This window comes from Tardiphaga sp. 841_E9_N1_2, assembly GCF_051811065.1.
Lineage (GTDB): Bacteria > Pseudomonadota > Alphaproteobacteria > Rhizobiales > Xanthobacteraceae > Tardiphaga > Tardiphaga robiniae.
In genome coordinates this window covers 6,135,857-6,155,041 of the sequence record NZ_JBPWQC010000001.1, presented here as the reverse complement: position 1 = coordinate 6,155,041, position 19,185 = coordinate 6,135,857, and the positions used below count along the sequence as shown (strand labels likewise).

The following is a 19,185-nucleotide window of genomic DNA, read 5'->3' as shown; positions in this document are numbered from 1 at the left end:
CCGCCTCGGACTTCAGAGCGCATCCCGCAGGCCACACGGAATCGGCTTTTCCGCACTTCCCGCAGGTGCGACCGGAAACATGTTTGCGGCCACATTGTTGAAAAAATCCCGAGCCGGGACTTCAATTAGATTGTACGTATGACGCGACACGAAGATCACGATGACGAGATAGCCAACCGCTACGAGATCCAGAAACCAGGGGCCGCCCACCGTGAGAACATCGAACGGCGCTCCGTCATGAACGAACTGCGCGCGCAGCGGCATATGCAGTTTTTGCTCCAGCGCCCGTGTCAGCGCATTGAAAATGGTCAGAACAACAAAATGAACCAAATAAATCGAGTACGAAATCTCTCCCATGCTCTGAAGCGGCCGCCACATGAGCCCGTTCGATACGATCCCGCCCCCGCCCGCGAAGACAAAGACCATCACTCCAAAGAGAAACGGACTCACGAAAGCTAGCTGGCTGCGGGATGAAATCGAAACCAGCACGACCATCGCGATAACGATTGGGACCTCGAACCACGACGCTACGCGCATCCCCGATGGCGGCGTCATTCGAAAGAGCCGGTAGACGAAAACGCCGACGAAGAATTCGCACATGCATCGCGGAACAGCGGTATAGAGCGGCGGCGGCCCGGTACGTTGACCGATCAACATGTAGAAGACGACGGCAGCCAGCGCAGCGGCCACCCCCGCAATCACCACGGATGGTCGTCCGAACACCACGCAAACACTCGCGAATGCTGCATAGACGTAGAATTCAGTGCTGATGCTCCAACTCGGCAGGTTCCAGGTGAAGTCCGGGAAGAAGCCAAGGCCATGCAGCAAGAACACATTATAGATGAGCGCCTCCACGCTCGTTCGTCCGGCAAATGCAGGCGCACCCGCACCGAGGCCTGCAAACTTCATCGTCGCATACTTCAGGACCTCGCTTGCGAGCAGAACAAGCGTAGTGACAATGTGCAGCGGCCACAGCCGGCCGAAGCGACGAATAGCGAAACGAAAAAACTCGTCCTTGTTCGAAAGGCGGTTGCCATAAGCGTGAGTAAGAACAAAACCGCTCAGGACAAAGAAGAAATCGACAAATACATCCGCTTTTCGGACAAAGGGAATATCAAAAAAATGACCGAGAACACTGAGATGGAAAACTGCAACCCCGATGGCTGCTATACCACGCCAGCCGTCTAAAGCTGCGAAACGCAATGGATCCTCCTAAAGGAAAATTCCACTTCGAGTAGGCTAGCGAACGCGTACAATTTTCGGCAAGTACATATTATATGCAGGAAACGCCTTCATTTGCGACATCTCCAGAAACTACACTTCCACGTTTAGTTGGGCGGAACCGAGACTTACTTTTCAGTAAAATCAGCCTTCCGCAGGTTTTCCTTCGGAAGCACGCGATGTCCTATAGCGCACCACTCGCACTGCGGACTGTGCCCGCGTCGCGCGCAGTGCCTATGTTCGCGGCGATTTGAGGCGAGCCAATCCACCGAACGATGCCAATACCAGCACAATAGCGAACTGGCGCTCCACCGCCTGGGTGACAATCATGGGAGCGAGCAACGCGACGCATGCGATTGCAAATGAGAATGATGAAACTCGAATTCGTTCACTTCGTGCCGCATAGATCAAACCGATGAGTGCCATTAGCTCGAGGCCGTAGAATGCCATCAGGTCGAGTTTTGGGCTGACATTACAGCCATAACGCTGGCCCGGGACACAGCCCTCTCCGCCAATCAGGCCTGTGGCGCGCTGCATCGCCCGGATCGCTGCGCCCGCCGGATCGGCGCGGACCTCCTCCATGGCCATTTCCTTGAATATGCGGCGCTTGTTTTCGTCATGGAGCCACTGCTCGTATCTTCCCTGGGGCAACAACATGGGGCGCGGGTATGTCACCTTGTCACCCGCTTTATACCGCCGCTCGATTTCCGCGAAAAGCAGTTCATCCGCCTGCGGTCGCTCATGATTCCGAAGGAAAACATTATTGTTCCGTGCAAGATTTTCCTCGGCCGTGGTCGCGAATAGCACCACGCCGTTATGTATCATCGCCTGCGCAGCAGCGTAGGGCCCGGCGATCAGGGCAAATGCCACCACAAAATGAAACCGATACCGGATCCTGAGCAGAGCGAGTATCACAAGATAAATGGCCAGCACCGCAACGAAAGCGTGTGTCAGACAAGCCATCGCGAACAACGCCCCGCAAAGCACATATCGGCTAGGTTGCCCCTGCGTACCAACGGAGAACAGGCGATACTTCACGATCAGAAATATCGCGGCACCGAGCAACAGGAGAACAAGGCTTTCAGGACGAATTTGAAAGTAATAATGTGTCCCGATAACGAACAGAGCAACAACGACGATACCGATATAGCGACCCCATGGCTGCGCTATCGCGCCGATCAAAAACGCAAAGCCACCATAGGCAAGCAATACATTGGTTCCCCGAAGAAACCCCACACCGCAATTCGTTAGTGCCTGGATACTGCCCATCAGCATCGGATAGAGCGGCGGCCAGATTCCCCCCGCATAGAATGTGCCGATGGCCTCGAGATTTGCATTTCCGCGGACAATGCTGGCAAACATCATTGACCGCTTGAAGTGATCATGCTCGTCCGAGAATGTTTCGACAACGCCGAAAATGCCGTTACGGGACAGCATCGCAAGCGTCAGGACAAAGGCAATGCCAAGCAGGACGAATGAGCCGCCCGGTTTGATATAATGAGCTGCGGCGTGAGCCATCTCTTTGACGGCGCTTGCGTCATTCGAAGAACTCGTCTCGGCCTGCATGATTGCCTCAATCTGCCCTGTTCACCTTCAACTTGCCCATTCGCCGGCTCCGCCAGTCCAGGTTTCTCACTGCTGCAGGTGTGGACTCCACAAGCGGCCGAAGGAGCCTACGCCGGCCGGAAACAGGAGCCTGTGCACTGGCGACACGCTGCGAATGGCAACAGCAACACCCACAGCGATTGCAATCGTCGAAGCGAGTGTCACGGCGCCTGTCACCCATGGCCCCCAATTGGTGACTAGCGCCGCCGGCGAGATCGCACGGATCCCGATATAGATCGGCTGGTGAAGCACAAAGAGCTCGAAGGACATCCTGCCAAGCCCGCCGAACAACCTCTGCACCGGCAATAACCGGCTGACGGCCATGAGAGTAACAAAGGCCCATATCTGGATGAGGTCGAGCGCAATCAATTTCAACGGCGTTGCGATTGACGGCACAAAGATCATTCCGACATTGAGCGGATGACCACGATTGATCAGCCCCGTCGCGAGCATGAGCGTCAATGCAATCGCGCCAAGGCCGATGAGCATCCACACTGGTATTCGGCGTCGCCCAAGATCGAGGAGTGCAATTACCATTCCCGGAAACAGCAGCAACGCGGCAATCGGCCACCCGAATGGCGTGACGTATTTCAGACTCTCCGGCAACAGACCTATCAGGCTGTGGGCGAAAGCCGCGACGGCCAGAACAGGCCATAATTGCGCGCCTGCGAGCGGTGCTACGAGCATCATCGCGAAACGGATGCCGATCAGCGCTGGCAAAAACCAGAGCAGCTGAAGGCCTGTCGCGTGATCGAAGCCGCGCGCGCTCATGGCAAGCACGGCTTCAGCGACCAGCATGGGTACTTCGGTCAATGAGCGACCGGAGAATTTTACAAAGATAAGTGAGTAGACGAGTGTGAACACCACACATGGCCAGCCGTAGCGGATGATCAGGTCGAGTGGTTTTGCCCGCCCCCACGTCTGCCACGGCCTCAGGAACGGCAAGTACAAGAACATCGCGACGTGAAACAAATACAGAAAAGCCCTGAACTCCGGGCTCGCATATTCCAGGCTTTTGTTATGTCCGAAGATGATAAGGAAGATGCAGATACCTTTGAACGCATCAGCCGACACCGATTCTAACCTTCCAGCATGCGGCTCCTGCTGCGACTTCTGCTCATCAATGACTTCCGGCGTCGGATGACTTGCGGAATAGGTCATAGGTCCTTTGCTCCGTCGAAATCGGTCGCCGGCCCCGGGCATGAAGCCCATGACGCACTACATCCTGCGTCAAGCAATCGACATGCCAGAGCTGGCCTCACTATTGCATGAGTAGTTCGTCTCGAGCGTTAGAGGTGCGTATGTCGGATAATAGCTGGGAAGACGAGTCTCGCTCGTCAGGCTGGCGCGAGTTTCACTGCGCAGCATGCGGAAGCCCATCCATTCGGATCCCGAAGGTCCTCAGAGAGGATCAGGAAGTCAGATGTCAGCGCTGTGACTTCGTCGTCTCGACGTGGGGTAATTTTAGGACTTCGATCGAAAACAATATTAGCTGAGACAGAGCTTTTGCCGATAACGCCACATGAATCCCGCGAGAGCTTTGCGGCATTCTTCTTGCACTACATTCTTGGGGCTATTTTCGCATCCTTTTAAATCCATTGTATCGCGCTTGCGCGATGCGACTGACCGTGGACGAGCGAATGTCTATTCGAGACCTCCGCGACGCAGAGATCGACGAGACGAAGTTTGCACAGATATGTGTCATCGGCGCCGGCTTTGCCGGTTTGGTTGCATCGCTGCGCATGGCCAGGCTGGGCTATTCCGTAATCCTTCTTGAAAGCGGTTATCAGACGGTCGAGTCTGACATCAACGAGTTGAACCGCGCGGACACATCGACGACGTCATATGCTGGCGCCATGACGGGACGGATGCGCGGCCTTGGCGGCACATCGCGCCGGTGGGGTGGCCGCCTTCTTCCGCTGACACCGCACGACACAGGTCCACGGCCGCACCTGTCGCTGGATGGCTGGCCCTTTCCGATCCATGAACTCGATATCTACACGACTGAGATCGAGCGCTTATTCGGTCTGGACAACAGCGCTTTCGAGGGCGACGTTCTTGACAGCTTGGACCCCGATACTGTCATTCCGCGGCGCGATCCGGATATCCAGATCCGCCTGCCAAAATGGCCAAACTTCCGGCGCCGAAATATCGGTCAGCGGCTGAGGCGGGAGATCGCACGCAGTTCCGGTCTCCAGCTCTATCTCGGAGCAACCGCTTGCCGCCTGCAAGTCGATGAAGCGACGGGTCGACTGACCTCGGTCGAGGCACGTTCGCTCAGAGGCCGCAAGCTTCAGATCAGGGCCGATCAGTTCCTGATCTCAGCTGGCACGATAGAAACGACGCGCCTGCTACTATTGCTCAATTTGCAGACACAATATCGCGCATTCGAAAACTGCCGTGCACTAGGCCATTATTTCCAGGATCATATCCGGCTCGAAGTCGGGCGCCTGCAGCCCGGAAACGATAGTCGCGTAACCCGCTTGTTCGGCTACGACTACTGGGGAAACACTCGCCGAAAGCTCTACTTCCAGCTCAGTGACCAGGCGCAGGATATCAATGCCGTCGCCAGCGCCTATGCCGAAGTGCGCCTTCATATATCCGACGGAACGCCACTGGACATGCTGAGAGCCCTCGTTCGCGATTTCCAGCGGCACGAGATACAGCATTCGCTACGAAAGTTTCTTTATCTCTCGACGAACGTCGATTTGCTGAGGAGCCTCGGCCTCTGGCACGCGCTGACGCAGAAAAATTTTCTACCATCGGCGGCCGAGCTACGCCTCGATGTCAGGATCGAGCAAGTCCCCGTCTACGACAACCAGATTGCACTCTCGCAGCAGCGCGACAGCTTCGACGTTCCGCTACCCAAATTGCAATGGGCGCCAGGCGAGACCGATCTCCGCACCTTCCTGCGGACGATTCAGTGCCTCCGCGATTTCTGGGTTCGTGCGGGGATTGAGCGGCTTTGTCCTGTAATCTGGAATCCGAACGTGATCGAGGGAACCCTGTCCCTCTCCGACTCTATTGACACTTCTCACCCGTCCGGCACCACACGTATGGGCACCATACCGGCAGATTCTGTCGTCAATCCGGATCTGCGATGCCATGCGGTCCCGAACATCTGGATCGCCAGCGCATCGGCATTCCCAACTTCCGGCAGCGCCAATCCAACTTTCACAATCATACAGCTGGCGCTCCGGGCCGCCGATGGAATCGTAAGGGCAATGCTATCGGGAGGCTGACGCTGGCCATCCCCACTTGGTTACGAAAGGAAGCCAACAATGCGTTTTCCTATCACGGGCATAGCCGGCTTCATCGACTTTCGCGTTGCACGTGAACTCCTCAAGCTGAGTCATACCGTCCACCGGTCCGCGAATTGGCAGGGATTCTGCATATCAGGCTATGAGGTGCCGCTCGCGCGTTGCCTGGTATGTGAGCAATTGCCGGATTTTCGTTTTCTCGAGTAAAAGAGGTTTGAGCGATGGATATTACGGTAGTCGGCGCTGGATATGTCGGACTTGTTTCGGCAGCTTGTTTCGCAGATTTTGGCCATTCGGTAACTTGCGTTGATACCGACGCCACGAAGATCGAGAACCTCAGGGTCGGTACCATTCCAATCTTTGAACCCGGACTGGACGATCTCGTCACCCGCAACGTTGCCGCGGATCGATTGCACTTTACGACGAATCTCAAAGACGCTGTCCAAGGAGCATCCGTCATCTTCATCGCCGTCGGCACGCCATCAAGACGCGGCGACGGCCATGCGGACCTGAGCTATGTCTATCAGGCGGCGCGCGATATCGCGGGAACCGCCAGTCGCTATACGATCGTTGTGCTTAAATCGACGGTACCGGTTGGAACCGGCGATGAAGTCGAGAGCATAATCCGATCGGCACGTCCCGACCTCAAATTCTCGGTCGTTTCCAATCCCGAATTCCTGCGCGAAGGTGCTGCGATCGGCGACTTCAAGCGCCCGGATCGCATCGTGATCGGGACCGAGGACGAGCGTGCGCGCGACGTCATGAGTGAGGTCTATCGCCCTCTTTTTCTCAATCAATCGCCCATCTTCTTCACGGAGCGGCGCACTTCCGAGCTGATCAAATACGCATCAAACGCTTTTCTGGCGGTCAAGATCACGTTCATCAACGAGATCGCAGACCTTTGCGAGCTAGCCGATGCCAATGTCCAGGATGTCGCGCGCGGTATGGGGCTGGACAACCGGATCGGTCAGAAATTCCTGCACGCCGGCCCAGGCTATGGTGGGTCATGCTTTCCGAAAGATACGGCGGCGCTCGTCAAGACGGCGCAGGATTACGGCGGAGCGTTGCGTATCGTGGAGACGGCCGCTGCCGTAAACGACCAGCGAAAGCGCGCCATGGCCCGTAAGGTCATTGCCGCCTGTGGCGGCTCCGTTAAAGGCAAGACGATCGGATTGCTGGGGCTGACCTTCAAACCCAATACCGACGACATGCGCGATGCCCCATCTATCGCGATTGTTCAAGCGTTGCTCGACGCCGGCGCGACGGTCAATGTTACAGATCCAATAGGAATGGCGCAGGCCCAAGGGGTTATCAGCGGAGTGACGTTCTATCCGGATGCCTACACTTGCGCCGATAATGCGTCGGCCCTGGTTTTAGTGACAGAGTGGGATGCTTATCGTGCACTGGACTTCCCACGGCTTCGCGAACTGATGTATCTGCCTATTCTGGTCGACCTCCGGAATGTCTACCGAGCGGCCGAGATCGAACGCCACGGCTTCATTTACAACAGCGTCGGTCACAAGCCTTCGCGGCCCAAGTCTTTGCTTCGTGCCGTCAGCTAGATGGCAACATGTAGGCGCGTGGGCTGTCAGTCAGCCTCAGTCGACCGACACAGCGGGCAGGCCAACCACCGGCCTGCCCGTCCGGATCTTGATCAGTGAGAATATTCTGCGCCGCGCCCAAACCAGATCCTCGCCGATGATCCGATCCGGCAACAGCGACATCGTCACCGCAAGAACGATGATTAGCGCCATTGCCCCCGCACCATGCGACAGAAGCCAGCCAAACCGTGAGAAGGACCAGATCACCGCGATGTCGGCGAATGCGCCAACGCCAGCGACCCCAACGGCGCGCACGTGCACGAAGGCGATGCTTGCCCAGCTGAGATTAACAAGACGCCGAGCCTGGAGAACACTTACCACATAGAATATCCAAATTGCAGCAGTGAAGCCGCTCGCGACTCCGACCAGGCCGTGCGGAGATCCTACCAGCAAGCCAACGCTCACAAGGACAAGATAGAGTAGTTGACGAAAGGCAACGCTGTTGAAACGACCTTTGCTGAGCGCTAGCGATTCCGAGATTTTGTAGCTGGCGCGGCCTGAAAAAGCCAGGAACAACACACTGGTCACGGGGATCGCGGCCAACCATTGAGAACCGAACAGGATACGAATGATCGGCTCGGCATGGATGGCGAGCCCGACGCCGATAGTGACGTAGATGGGCAGCAACACGGACAGCATGCGCCGAAAGAGCAACGTTACACGCTCGCCATCGTCCTGAACTCCCGACAAGCCCGAGAACATGACCCGCTCAACCGTCGTGGAGAACAGTTGCGTTGCCATGGAGAATAGACTACCGGCACGTGAGTAAAGCCCCAGTCCATCCGCGCCGAACAGTCGCCCGACGATGACATTCGGACTCGAAAGTGCACCCCAGTTCAAAAGCCCACTGGAGACGGAGGCGCGCAAGTCGCTAATGAAATTCCGATCTGTGATCCGCCATACGAATTTTCGAGGCGGACCGGCTGCACGACCAACCAGGACCAGCTCGGTCAACGCGGCGAGAATGCTCGGGATCACCAAAGCCCAAATCCCGAATCCCAGAGCGGCAAGCAAGATGGCTGCGATGGAGTAGGCGAATATGTTCGATAACAGCGCGGCAACCGTGACCTCCCGATAGCGATGATCGCGCATCAGCAACCCGATGGCGGGCGCCGCCATCGCTTTGATTGGAATGATGACGACCGCAGCTAACAGCGGCCATTCGAGTCCTTCTATCCTGAAAAATCCGGCCACCCACGGCGACGCAGCGGCTGCCAAAGCTCCGAGCACGAGGCCAAATATTGCAGACAGACTGAAAACTGCATTTCTGAAATCAGCATCGACCTTTGTCCTTTGAATGATGGGAGAGACAAAGCCGCCCTCGGTCAGAGCATTGCCGAGAAACAGAACGACCGTGATCGCAGCCATCATGCCGAATTCACGCGGTGACATCAGTCGTGCCAGTGCCACTGACGACGCAAGCCCGGAGAGCGCCAACCCGAGGCGCCCGATCATCAGCCAGCCAACGCCGGTACCGAGCCTTCGTGTGAGGCTGCTGCCGGAGGATTCCCCACGCGCGTCCATCAGCGAAACGTCCCTCCAGTATCAACTGTGTTACGGTTCACGACGCCACCTCACTAGCCTAGATAGATATCCGCTGGATGCAGCTGCGGCCGGACATTCCCCGAAAATTTAACGCCGAAGAAGAATGAGCCATTTGCACCGTCGATCCGCCGCTGCTCGGGGATGAATCGATCCAGCATGACGAAAGCCAGTCCTGGAGCTGCCAACAAATTGCCTAGCGTCTTTGATCGCGTGACCGCCCTCCAGAACTGACGAACGGCCCAGTAGAGCGAAAGACCGGGCCCACCGAGAGTACCACGATCGATTGCTTCGAACTCGCGGAAGAGCAGCCGATGCCCGCTTTCGCTAAAACGCCAGAAATCATAGGCACCCTCGTGAACATGCTGCAGGAACGGTGTTTCCGCATAGACAAACCCGCTCGGCTTCAGTACGCGAACGATCTCGGAGACCACTCGGACAGGGTCGACGACATGCTCCAGCACGGCCTGAATGCAAACCAGATCGACACAGCCCGACATCAATGGGATCGAGTGAGCGTCGGCGACGAACAGCGTATTGTCGCTCGGATAGATGTCGAACGAGACGACGCGTAATTCGGCATCACTATAGAGCGCCTCCGCGCCCTCTCCCCTGGTCCCGCCACCAATCACCAGCACAACCGGCTTGGCGACACGCGCCTTGATCTCCGCCGCGACCCGCTTGTAGTTCCGCGCGCTTGTCGCCGTAGACACATAGAGACTTTTCGCGAACCGCCTGAAAAGGGAGTGCCGCTTCCTGTCCAGAAGCGGGCGAAATCCCTCGCTGAAGTCCTCTGGGCGCGCCACGCTGGTGTCGAAATCAATTAGTATCGGCTGGCCATGAATGCGGCGGACGGTGTCTTCCGTCTGGACCACTTCACCGCCATTGGCGCCAATAGCTTCCTTCAAGAACAACGGCGTCTCCAGACATTCAGGACGCCTGAGCAAATGAGCGATTTCGGTGAGGCTAGCCAGCACGGTCACGTCCCCTTTTTCTGAGGGTTGAAAGATCACTAGGCTTCATTGACCTGAGATGTCTCGCGAGTGGTCCTTAGTTCGACAGACGCGCCTGGCTCGGACAAGGCACGGTAGAGTTCAACATAGCGCGCCGCGACCGATTCAAGGTCGAACTTTTTCTTCGCGTGCTGGGACAGCCGCCGCGACCACTCCAGCCAGATCTCTGGGTCGAGCACGTGGGCCCTGCGAACAGCAACCGCAATGTCGACCTCGCTGCCGCTCGCCGAAAACAGCGGATAGCTCTCAAATGGAATGACGTCGCGCGCACCGCTCATATCCGTAATGATTGGCACGACGCCGGCCGCGAGCGCCTCTAGCAACGCGTTAGAGAGACCTTCAGAACTTGAGAGAAGCAGCAGAAAGTGCGTGCGGTGAAGAAGCCCGCTAACGTCTGTAATGGCACCAAGCAGCCTTATATCTAGCGGATTTCGTGTACTTTGCAGTCTTGCTTCGATCGCTTCCCGTAAAGGCCCCTCCCCGGCCAACATCACCATTGTCTTCTTCGGCGTGGGTACAGACTGGAGACCCGCAATCATCGACAACACATTCTTCTCGGGAGACAACCGCCCAACGAAGCTGAATACTGCCGCGTCCTTGATACTTTCGGCCCGCGCTGCCTGCGTCTCCTCAATGCGCGCTGCGAAACGAGTGAGATCGACACCGTTCGGGATCGACGCGATTGCAAATGGGGATACGCCATGCACCTTCAGGTCGTCTTCGATCTGCTTACTGATCGCAATAAACCGGCTCGCATGCCTAACCACAAAATCGATACCGGCCTTCCCGAACAGATACTTCCTCCGTCCGATCACCACGAGATCGTTCTCTTCTCCACCAACGCCCAACTTCAGGACCGACGGCAGCTTCAGGAACTTGCTTGCGACCGCGGCAACATAGGCGTTGATCCGGAGCTGGTGCGCGTGAACGACTTTAATGTGCTGGCGATGCCAGAATAGCCAGAAGAGCGCCTGAACCGCCCAGAGCAATGACGACAACAAATGGCGACCGGCGAGCTGCGGCGGCGACGGACACCAAAATCGGATCACTCGGATACCGATAGCATCGTCATCGAGAGCGACACCGGGTACGCGGCTCGACAAGACGATGACATTCTCTCCGCGACCTTCCAGCGCCCGAGACAGGCTCAAACACTGCTTCTCCGCGCCGCCCATGATCTCCACGAACTGACACGTGAGCATCACAACAAGGGACTGGCGATCGTCCTGCTTATGCCGCAACCACATAATCGAGTACTCCGACTCAAAGCAGTCGCTTAAAAACAAGCATACGCTATGCCAACTAATATCGACGCGAGTGCAAGCAAACCGCTGCACAAAATACTGCGCAATACTTCACATCCTGCCGCCGCGATGATTAATGACGGAACTCAGGACGATGCCTGAAGAGCAATCGCAACGTCCACATCTTCAGCGGCGACTGCCGCGAAATTTCGCAAAGCATCCATAGCTTCTTCGTCACAGGTCATGTCATGACGACGAACCTACACTTTTGAAAGCAAACACCGCTAAACTTTTAGTCTTGACGTTAAGCGCCTTCGCAACCCTGAATAGGGCCACGATATTTTCTTCTGAACTAACAATTTCTGACTATCAAGAATTACGCTCAACGACCTCGACTGCAGAACGATACAAAGCGACGCCCCGTGCGGGGCTTCCACTTTCTATCTTTTTCAATGCAACGCGTCGGTAGCAACCATGGCATCGGTATCAGAGTTCCACGGGCCACAGCTCCTCTTCAAGCCGAGCCATCGACTTCCGCTATCGTATGAAGCATGGGGCTACGCGCTGGCAATAGGCGACGCCTGCGCCATTATCTTGACCGGCTGTATCTCCGTACTGACATATGCATACTTCTATTCTCACGCCCAGATTCCAGTTTTCAGTGAATTAAGCGCTCCGCTCGGCGCGAGCTTCATACTTGGCGCCCTGTATCTCGCCTCGGCACAAGCAAGAGGGATATATCGCCCATCATCGTTGCTGCGAAACGGAACTACACTAACCAAGATACTGACAAACTGGGTCGGCGTCTTTCTCTTTGGCTCCCTGGCGGCGTTTCTGCTGAGAATCGGCGATCAATTCTCACGAGGCGCTCTTATTCTTTACTTCGCGACCGGCGCCGTAGCGCTCGGAGTCGTAAGATATTCCGCTGGACGTCTTCTAACGAATGCGCTTCGCCACGGCGGCCTCAAGCGCAAGCGGATCGCCCTGATTCAGGATTCCGACCCGCACGTGCCGCTGTCGACAACCAATGGCATCATTCACTCTCTGTCACAGCATGGCTATGAGATTGTTCGATCTTATCCCGCCAACGATCTCGTGGACACCTTGGGCCGGGACAGCGCGCTAGCCCGCGACGACCTCCTCAATCTCAACCGCGACGGAAAACTCAACGAGATTGTCATTTGCGCCGGCGCCATGAATTCGAAGCAGCTTACAAACCTGATGCATCAATTGCGTCGCATCCCCGTTTCCGTGAAATTGATCCCGCATAGTGATCTACATTCCCTTCTGCAACGACCGCTGGTCGATATCGGGGCCGGTGTTGCTGTCGAGCTGCAGCGCCGACCGTGCTCAGCGTTCGAACAGACCATAAAGCGCCTGATTGACGTTACTTTGGCCGGAGCGGGGCTACTCGCTCTGTGCCCAATGCTGCTGATGATCGCGGCACTGATTCGCCTGGATAGCCCGGGACCCGTATTCTTCGCACAAAGGCGCACTGGCTTTAATGGCCGAGTGTTCCGGATTCTCAAATTCCGCTCAATGACGACCGCAGATGACGGTAACGTTATCCGGCAAGCATCGCGCGGCGACGCTCGCATCACCAGGATCGGTGGCTGGCTCAGATCGACCAGCATCGACGAGCTGCCTCAGCTGATCAACGTTCTCCGCGGCGAGATGTCGATCGTCGGACCTCGTCCGCATGCCGTTGCGCATGACATCACCTACAGCAATTTGCTTGATAACTATGCACTTCGCTATCGGATGCCGCCGGGCATTACGGGATGGGCGCAAGTCACCGGCTATCGTGGCGAGACGGCCACTACGGGACTTATGGCGAAGCGCGTCGAGCAAGATCTCTGGTACATCGAGAATTGGAGCTTAGCCCTCGATATCAAGATTATCTTTCGGACTATCTACTCGGTTATGAAAATCCGCGATGTCTACTGATCTGCGGGAACGTCATTTCGCGTTCCCTGAGTCGTTTGCAATTTTACGTTTTCTCTTCCGGAGAAATCGACATGTACAATACGAATCCGCATCATATTCTTCACATCATCACTCGGCTCGTTGCGGGAGGAGCTGATGAAAATACAGTCCTCAGCTGCAACCATTTTGCTCAACTGGGGCATCCCGTCACAATCATCTATGGTCACGACTTCGATCCGAAGATGATTGCCCGGTTGCATCCGGCGGTGAAAGCCATTCAGGTCAAGTCCCTCACCAGAAGCATCAGCCCGATGCGAGATCTGCGTGCCATGCGCACGATTAGGCGCCTGCTGTGGTGGCTCCGTCCGGACGTCGTACATACGCATACCAGCAAGGCCGGCGTCATCGGACGCATGGCGGCAATGAACATCCCAAGCCTCGCCGTCGTTCACGGAATCCATATCCTCGCCTTCATCAATGTCGGTTGGCTGCAGCGTCAGGTCTATGTTGCTCTGGAGCGGGTCACCGCATCATGCACCCACGCTTTCGTCGATGTGAGCCCCGGCATGATGGAGCTAGCTCTCGCGCACGGCGTCGGCACCCCTGACTTACACTATATCGTGCCCAGCGGCATGGATATTGACGCCTTCCGAAGCCGGCAACTGGAGCACGTGCGCATCGACACTCCGACGAGCCGTCCACGCAGGCGGGTTGTCTACCTCGCCAATTACGAACGACGGAAGGCTCATCGCGAGTTGATCGACAGTATCAGCGGGCGAAGGGCGCAATTTGGCGACACGACATTCGTACTGGCTGGTGCGGGCGTGCTCGAGAACTCATTGAAGGAACACGTATCCAATATCGGGCTACAGGAGATCGTTGATGTGTGCGGCTACGTCGCGGACGCGCCCGCGTTTCTGGAGACGGCAGATCTGTGCATCTATTGCTCCGGCAGAGAGGGCCTACCGCGAGCTGTGGTTCAATACTGTGCCAGCGGAAAACCCGCCGTTACTTTCGACCTGCCGGGCATCGAGGTCATCGTTAAATCGGAGTACAACGGCGTGGTCTGCAAGCAGGGTGACTTTGATTCAATGCTGACTTCCGTCCGCAACCTGCTCGACGACCCGTTTCTTCTTGCCAGCATGAGCTCAAATGCAAAATCCATCGATCTGGAAAAGTGGTCGACTGCCAGTATGGGTGTCTCTCTAGAGACGATCTACCAAACTGCCATCATGCGAGCGCGGGCCATTGTACAATAACTCATCCAGAGGCCGATTTGAGGTCACACCGCGAAGCATCGTCACGGTCGGTATCGTCTGTTCGCTCGGCGCGCTCTTCATGGGACTGGAGCTGCGAACCCCGGTTGGCACGCTTAAGCCTATCGACATCGTCACCTTGGGTCTGATTGCACTGTATCTATGCACGACGCATCCACGTCACATCAGAATTAGTGCAGGCATGCACCTTCTCGTTATGTTTTATCTGGTTTCGACGGTTCCGGCACTTTGGACTGGTGAACTGGTCTACATTAGCAAAAGATTTTTGCAGATCGTGATTCTTATCTCGCTCGGAATTCTCATCTGCAACATCGACACGTCCGGCCTGCGACGTTGGCACTACCAGCTACTTCTCGGTCTTCTCGCCGCGACAATTGCATTCAACGTTATTTGGCATATCTCGCATGGTCATATCATCGTTTGGAAGCAACTGGGCGATCCGAAATCGGCTTTTCTGTTTCTCCCTATGTGCATCGCGATCGGACTTGTGATCGGAGCACTGCCGACCAACCGCTTCTGGCTCTCAATCTGGGGGCTGCTTTTTGTTTTGATCCTGATGTCGGCCGAACGAAAGGCGCTGGTGCCATTTCTGGCCGTCACACTCGCGGTATTTCTCAATGTTCGGAACCTGGGCGCTCTCGTGCTGGCCGCCGCTGCGGGCGCCTTGGCCATGGTCTTTGCAGACATTCTGACCGACGGACAGATATCACAGCGTGTCGGGAGTATATTTGTCGAGCAGGACCGAAATGAGATCTGGTACGCGATAGAGGGCGGCTTACCCTCCTCCATCAGTGACACCGCTCGCAAGCTTGGCACCGAAGTCGCGTGGGCGATGTTTTCCCAGAACCCGTTCCTGGGCGCGGGTACCGACGCAACCGGCAATTTCGCACGGACCTATTTCGCGAACTACCCGCCGTATTTGCGGGCAGCCGTGCATAATGAATTTCTGCGCATGCTGGCCGAGAACGGGATTCTCGGTACGGGGATCGTACTTGCTGCGCTTGGCCGTTCGATGGTCCTTAGTATTCGTGATGGCATCTGGATGAGGCGCCGCTTCGGCGACTATGCCTACATCCGACTCCTGTTCATTATGTTCATCCCGGTGCTGACCTACATGTGGTATGAAGGGTCTGGCACCGAAATGTTCGTCATCATTGTTTTGATTACTCTGATGCCGGACTTGCTTCCCAATATTGTCATGCGCGCGCGGACTTACGCAGAGCAATGCGTCGCGGTCGCTCGCACGCCGCATGCGATCGAACCCGAACAACGGCATCGGTATATCATGGGGAGCCAGGCCACCTGAGCTGGTGGCGATATGCATAGGACGGCGCCTGACGCACAAAAGCCGGCTGGAACGTAGTAGTGAGTAGTCGCATGAGTGTTTCCGTTATCGTTACCTGCTTTGACGAGGGACCTTTTCTGCATGCAGCGATTGCCAGCGTGCTCGAGCAAAGTCGCGCTGACTTGATCGACCACATCGTTATCTGCGACGACGGGTCGGACGCGGAGACCCAGGCGATCCTTCAGGAACTCCCCGCGCGAGATCCCCGCATATCCATCTTGCCGGTCGCCACAGACAAGATCCAGGGCACGCGCGGCGTGTCGCTCAACCGCAATCGTGGCGTCGCTGTCACCGATAGCGACTATATCGCCTTCCTGGATGCCGACGATCTCTGGCGATTGGACAAACTCGAACGGCAGCTTTCCATCTTCGACGCCATGCCGGAGACCGCGCTCGTCTATACTGCATTCTCATTATTCTGGTCGGACAATCGCAAGCCGCCCGAAGTGGCTCCGCTCGTTGATCTTACCCTTCAGTCCGATCAGAGCCTTGCATATTTCATGGACGACCCCCCTATCGTCCCGTCTACGGTTCTGATGCGGCGATCGTTATGGGACAAGCTTGGCGGCTTTGACGCTGCACTGGAAGTATTCGAGGACACTGAGTTCTTCTTCCGTGCAACGAGGCTAGGTCGGGTTGCAGCGGTGAAGATCCCTCTGGTCGACAAGCGACTTCACGAATCGGCCATGACCTCCAAACGTAACCAGTTGATGAAGCATCACGCTTACGTAGCGTTTCATATCGCCGCTCAGGATCCACGGCTACTTCGCTACGCAGCCAAGCGACTATCCGAACGTGCGCGAAAGCTCGGCAATCTGGAGGCGCTGGACGGCCGGAGCGACAGCGCCGTGAATCTTCTGACGTCGGCGATCTATTTCAACCCGTTCAATCTGCGAGCCTTGCTCACCCTCGCATTGCACTATTTGGGTGGTGAATCGGCCATGAGAGCCGTAAAATTAACGCTATCACGCGCGAGCCGATCATGACCGAGCAAGGCCGCGTCATCTACTTCATCAATGGCCTCACGCGAGGTGGCGCCGAGATCGGGTTACGCAGTCTGCTGGAGAACGGCCTTTTCGAAGGTTACGAATTCCGGGTCATCATTCTGCACAGAGGCTCCGCCGAACTCAGGCGTGAAGTCGGGGCTTTGGCAGGCGAAGACCGAATTATCGAAGCGAGCACGTCGCCGAAGCTGACAATCCGCGGTTGCGTCATCGGAATGTATCTGCTGTTCCGGACCATCATTACCTTCCGTCCAGACTCCGTAATTTTGTCACTTAAACAGGCGAACATTATCGGCAGGTTCGTTCTATACGCATTTCCCAAGGTCAAGTGCATCGCCTTCGAGCACATTGCCGAACTGGAACACGGACCCGCCGTCGCATTATATAGCAAGCTTCTGAAGCTGACGTCCGGTCGCGTCGACAGCGTTTGGGCAGATTGCACGACGACATTGCATGCAACGCGCGTTTATTTCAAACCGCGCCCGCGTGAGGAGAAAGTCGTCCCGCTGTTCCTTGCCAGCGATGAAGCCCCGTTGAAGAGCTGTTACGAACTCTCTGGCCCAGCGCGGATCGTAACCGCCGGTCGCCTAGTCAGTCGAAAGCGCGTCGATCTCCTGCTCAAGGCAATTCGGATTCTTGCCGATCGTGGTCGTATAGTCGTTCTGACCATTTACGGCGAAGGACCCATGAAATCCGCATTTCAACAGTTGGCGAACGAGCTTGGCGTTGGTCAACAGGTCGAATTCGCCGGCTTCAAGCATAAATGGTACGCCGATGCGGCGGAGCACGATCTCTTTATCCATATGAGCGACGAGGAAGGATTCTGTATCGTCGTCGCTGAAGCCATGATGGTAGGCTTGCCCGTTATCGCAAATGCCGTGGGCGGGATACGCGATTACTCCTGCGACGGAAGAACAGCTGCTCACCTGTCATCGATGGATCCGCAGTATGTGGCCGATATTATTGGGAGACATCTCGACTGCGAACATCATCGGCACTATTTGGGAAATTGTGCCGCCGATTGGATCAAATCAACATACCGACGAGAGCGAGTGATGGAGCTGTACAGGGACGTTGAGTTCTGACTTGCCTTCACGGATTATTCCTGGATTGACTGACCACGGCCGGCTCATCAATCGGCGGCACAGCCCGGAAGCAACCACGCCATTCATTCTATTTTTCTATTGATGGACTTTTTATTTTCTGTTTTTGTTACGAGGCACGTCTTCTAATGACAGCGGCTCAAGTATTTGTTCTTGAGATTGACGGCAGGCCGACGCTTGTATTTGACGCGCCTGATGCGGATATCGCTGGTGCAATGTGCGTCGACGATCTGCTTAGAACAGATCTCGAGTCGATGACCACCAATGGCGAGCCGATTTGCTCCTCCGATTCCCGTCTCGCATACCGCCCTGCCTCTCCACGCGAGATCGCCGCCTTTGAGCACGCGCATCTTCGTGCTCCCGAGTCTGATGAACTGACTATGGTATTCCTTATCAATGTCGATGGAATCGTCATGATATCCGTCGACCCTTCCGCTTGAGTCCAATGATCACCGATCCGAGTTCTCCAACGGCTTCTGCTCATTGTAAATGCCTTTCGTGAGCAAGGGGGTAACGTGACAGTTCCATCGAACAATGCTTGGTCGGTTGAGGACGATCGGAGATTGAAGGAACTGGCTATAGCGGGCCGATCCAATCTCGAGATCGCGCAAGACTTGGACCGCACCCTGGCCGCCGTCAAACGACGGGCCAGTTCTTTGGGCGTTCCGTTGGGCAGGGCCGGACGCGCGCGCCCCGGGATCTCGCGATTTGGATAAACGAGCGCGCTCCAGATCAAATCCGAACTCGCGCGCGGCCGTCAATGTATTGCGGCACGAATGCGTATTAATGTTCCAAGGTGGACAGCGACGATAAGTCGATCGATGTGCGACAACATACTGACGCAACGATTGGCTGAGACGAAAAATTACACACCCCATCACGCCGCTTTCAGGACCGGCTTCTGCGCATTCATGGCCATCCTCAAGGTGGCACTGATAACTTCACCCGAGGGCGTCACGCATTGCCCAACGGTCGATCAATGTCACGATGACAGCTTTATGGCGGTCTGCGTTTAACGACCTAGCCGAGAACCGAGCTCTTCGT

The 19,185-nt window shown here is 56.2% G+C and carries 14 protein-coding genes; 8 read left to right on the top strand and 6 right to left on the bottom strand.

Translation table 11 applies throughout. The features are described from left to right. Window positions 1-12: 12 nt before the first annotated feature. The 3 genes from AB8A50_RS29435 to AB8A50_RS29425 all read right to left on the bottom strand — a co-directional run bounded on the left by AB8A50_RS29435 (window position 13) and on the right by AB8A50_RS29425 (window position 3,987). Window positions 13-1,203 (bottom strand): acyltransferase family protein, encoded by a 1,191-nt coding sequence (locus tag AB8A50_RS29435; protein WP_439079824.1) that lies wholly within the window; start codon window positions 1,201-1,203, stop codon window positions 13-15. A 252-nt stretch (window positions 1,204-1,455) separates the two neighbouring features. Beyond that, window positions 1,456-2,787: a hypothetical protein gene (locus tag AB8A50_RS29430; RefSeq protein ID WP_439079823.1), complete on the bottom strand. Its 1,332-nt coding sequence runs from the start codon at window positions 2,785-2,787 to the stop codon at window positions 1,456-1,458. 66 nt (window positions 2,788-2,853) lie between these two features. Then, complete coding sequence (locus tag AB8A50_RS29425; RefSeq protein WP_439079822.1) at window positions 2,854-3,987, bottom strand: acyltransferase family protein; 1,134 nt, start codon at window positions 3,985-3,987, stop codon at window positions 2,854-2,856. Window positions 3,988-4,466: 479 nt separating this feature from the next. Here AB8A50_RS29425 and AB8A50_RS29420 point away from each other — a divergent pair, with 479 nt between their 5' ends. After that, window positions 4,467-6,068: a GMC oxidoreductase gene (locus AB8A50_RS29420; protein ID WP_439079821.1), complete on the top strand. Its 1,602-nt coding sequence runs from the start codon at window positions 4,467-4,469 to the stop codon at window positions 6,066-6,068. Between the two features lie 239 nt (window positions 6,069-6,307). Continuing rightward, window positions 6,308-7,648, top strand: a complete 1,341-nt coding sequence (locus AB8A50_RS29415) for a UDP-glucose dehydrogenase family protein (protein ID WP_439079820.1) — start codon at window positions 6,308-6,310, stop codon at window positions 7,646-7,648. Between the two features lie 36 nt (window positions 7,649-7,684). On the opposite strand, the gene AB8A50_RS29410 is transcribed toward AB8A50_RS29415, so the two are convergent. The 3 genes from AB8A50_RS29410 to AB8A50_RS29400 are packed head-to-tail and all read right to left on the bottom strand — an operon-like array spanning window position 7,685 to window position 11,489. Further along, entirely contained in the window at window positions 7,685-9,211 is a 1,527-nt protein-coding gene (locus AB8A50_RS29410; protein WP_439079819.1) for an oligosaccharide flippase family protein, read from the bottom strand. A gap of 53 nt (window positions 9,212-9,264) precedes the next feature. After that, window positions 9,265-10,212 (bottom strand): class I SAM-dependent methyltransferase, encoded by a 948-nt coding sequence (locus tag AB8A50_RS29405; protein WP_439079818.1) that lies wholly within the window; start codon window positions 10,210-10,212, stop codon window positions 9,265-9,267. 29 nt (window positions 10,213-10,241) lie between these two features. Continuing rightward, entirely contained in the window at window positions 10,242-11,489 is a 1,248-nt protein-coding gene (locus AB8A50_RS29400) for a glycosyltransferase family 4 protein (protein ID WP_439079817.1), read from the bottom strand. A 471-nt stretch (window positions 11,490-11,960) separates the two neighbouring features. Here AB8A50_RS29400 and AB8A50_RS29395 point away from each other — a divergent pair, with 471 nt between their 5' ends. From AB8A50_RS29395 to AB8A50_RS29370, 6 genes are all read left to right on the top strand, one after another. Then, on the top strand, window positions 11,961-13,433 hold the full coding sequence (locus AB8A50_RS29395) for an undecaprenyl-phosphate glucose phosphotransferase (protein ID WP_439079816.1): 1,473 nt from the start codon (window positions 11,961-11,963) through the stop codon (window positions 13,431-13,433). Between the two features lie 71 nt (window positions 13,434-13,504). Further along, complete coding sequence (locus AB8A50_RS29390; RefSeq protein WP_439079815.1) at window positions 13,505-14,671, top strand: glycosyltransferase; 1,167 nt, start codon at window positions 13,505-13,507, stop codon at window positions 14,669-14,671. 79 nt (window positions 14,672-14,750) lie between these two features. Then, window positions 14,751-15,995, top strand: a complete 1,245-nt coding sequence (locus tag AB8A50_RS29385) for an O-antigen ligase family protein (protein ID WP_439079814.1) — start codon at window positions 14,751-14,753, stop codon at window positions 15,993-15,995. Between the two features lie 71 nt (window positions 15,996-16,066). Beyond that, entirely contained in the window at window positions 16,067-17,020 is a 954-nt protein-coding gene (locus AB8A50_RS29380; protein WP_439079813.1) for a glycosyltransferase, read from the top strand. Then, entirely contained in the window at window positions 17,017-18,123 is a 1,107-nt protein-coding gene (locus AB8A50_RS29375; protein WP_439079812.1) for a glycosyltransferase, read from the top strand. Before AB8A50_RS29380 ends, AB8A50_RS29375 begins: the two co-directional genes overlap by 4 nt. A gap of 146 nt (window positions 18,124-18,269) precedes the next feature. Continuing rightward, window positions 18,270-18,581: a hypothetical protein gene (locus AB8A50_RS29370; RefSeq protein WP_439079811.1), complete on the top strand. Its 312-nt coding sequence runs from the start codon at window positions 18,270-18,272 to the stop codon at window positions 18,579-18,581. Window positions 18,582-19,185: the final 604 nt, after the last annotated feature.

Bases quoted from the DNA above. Each gene is read 5' to 3' on its own strand.
- AB8A50_RS29380 (WP_439079813.1), top strand. From the start codon at position 16,067: ATGAGTGTTTCCGTTATCGTTACCTGCTTTGACGAGGGACCTTTTCTG.
- AB8A50_RS29430 (WP_439079823.1), bottom strand. From the start codon at position 2,787: ATGCAGGCCGAGACGAGTTCTTCGAATGACGCAAGCGCCGTCAAAGAG.
- AB8A50_RS29375 (WP_439079812.1), top strand. From the start codon at position 17,017: ATGACCGAGCAAGGCCGCGTCATCTACTTCATCAATGGCCTCACGCGA.
- AB8A50_RS29415 (WP_439079820.1), top strand. From the start codon at position 6,308: ATGGATATTACGGTAGTCGGCGCTGGATATGTCGGACTTGTTTCGGCA.
- AB8A50_RS29390 (WP_439079815.1), top strand. From the start codon at position 13,505: ATGTACAATACGAATCCGCATCATATTCTTCACATCATCACTCGGCTC.
- AB8A50_RS29420 (WP_439079821.1), top strand. From the start codon at position 4,467: ATGTCTATTCGAGACCTCCGCGACGCAGAGATCGACGAGACGAAGTTT.
- AB8A50_RS29370 (WP_439079811.1), top strand. From the start codon at position 18,270: ATGACAGCGGCTCAAGTATTTGTTCTTGAGATTGACGGCAGGCCGACG.
- AB8A50_RS29395 (WP_439079816.1), top strand. From the start codon at position 11,961: ATGGCATCGGTATCAGAGTTCCACGGGCCACAGCTCCTCTTCAAGCCG.
- AB8A50_RS29425 (WP_439079822.1), bottom strand. From the start codon at position 3,987: ATGACCTATTCCGCAAGTCATCCGACGCCGGAAGTCATTGATGAGCAG.
- AB8A50_RS29385 (WP_439079814.1), top strand. From the start codon at position 14,751: ATGGGACTGGAGCTGCGAACCCCGGTTGGCACGCTTAAGCCTATCGAC.
- AB8A50_RS29400 (WP_439079817.1), bottom strand. From the start codon at position 11,489: ATGTGGTTGCGGCATAAGCAGGACGATCGCCAGTCCCTTGTTGTGATG.
- AB8A50_RS29410 (WP_439079819.1), bottom strand. From the start codon at position 9,211: ATGGACGCGCGTGGGGAATCCTCCGGCAGCAGCCTCACACGAAGGCTC.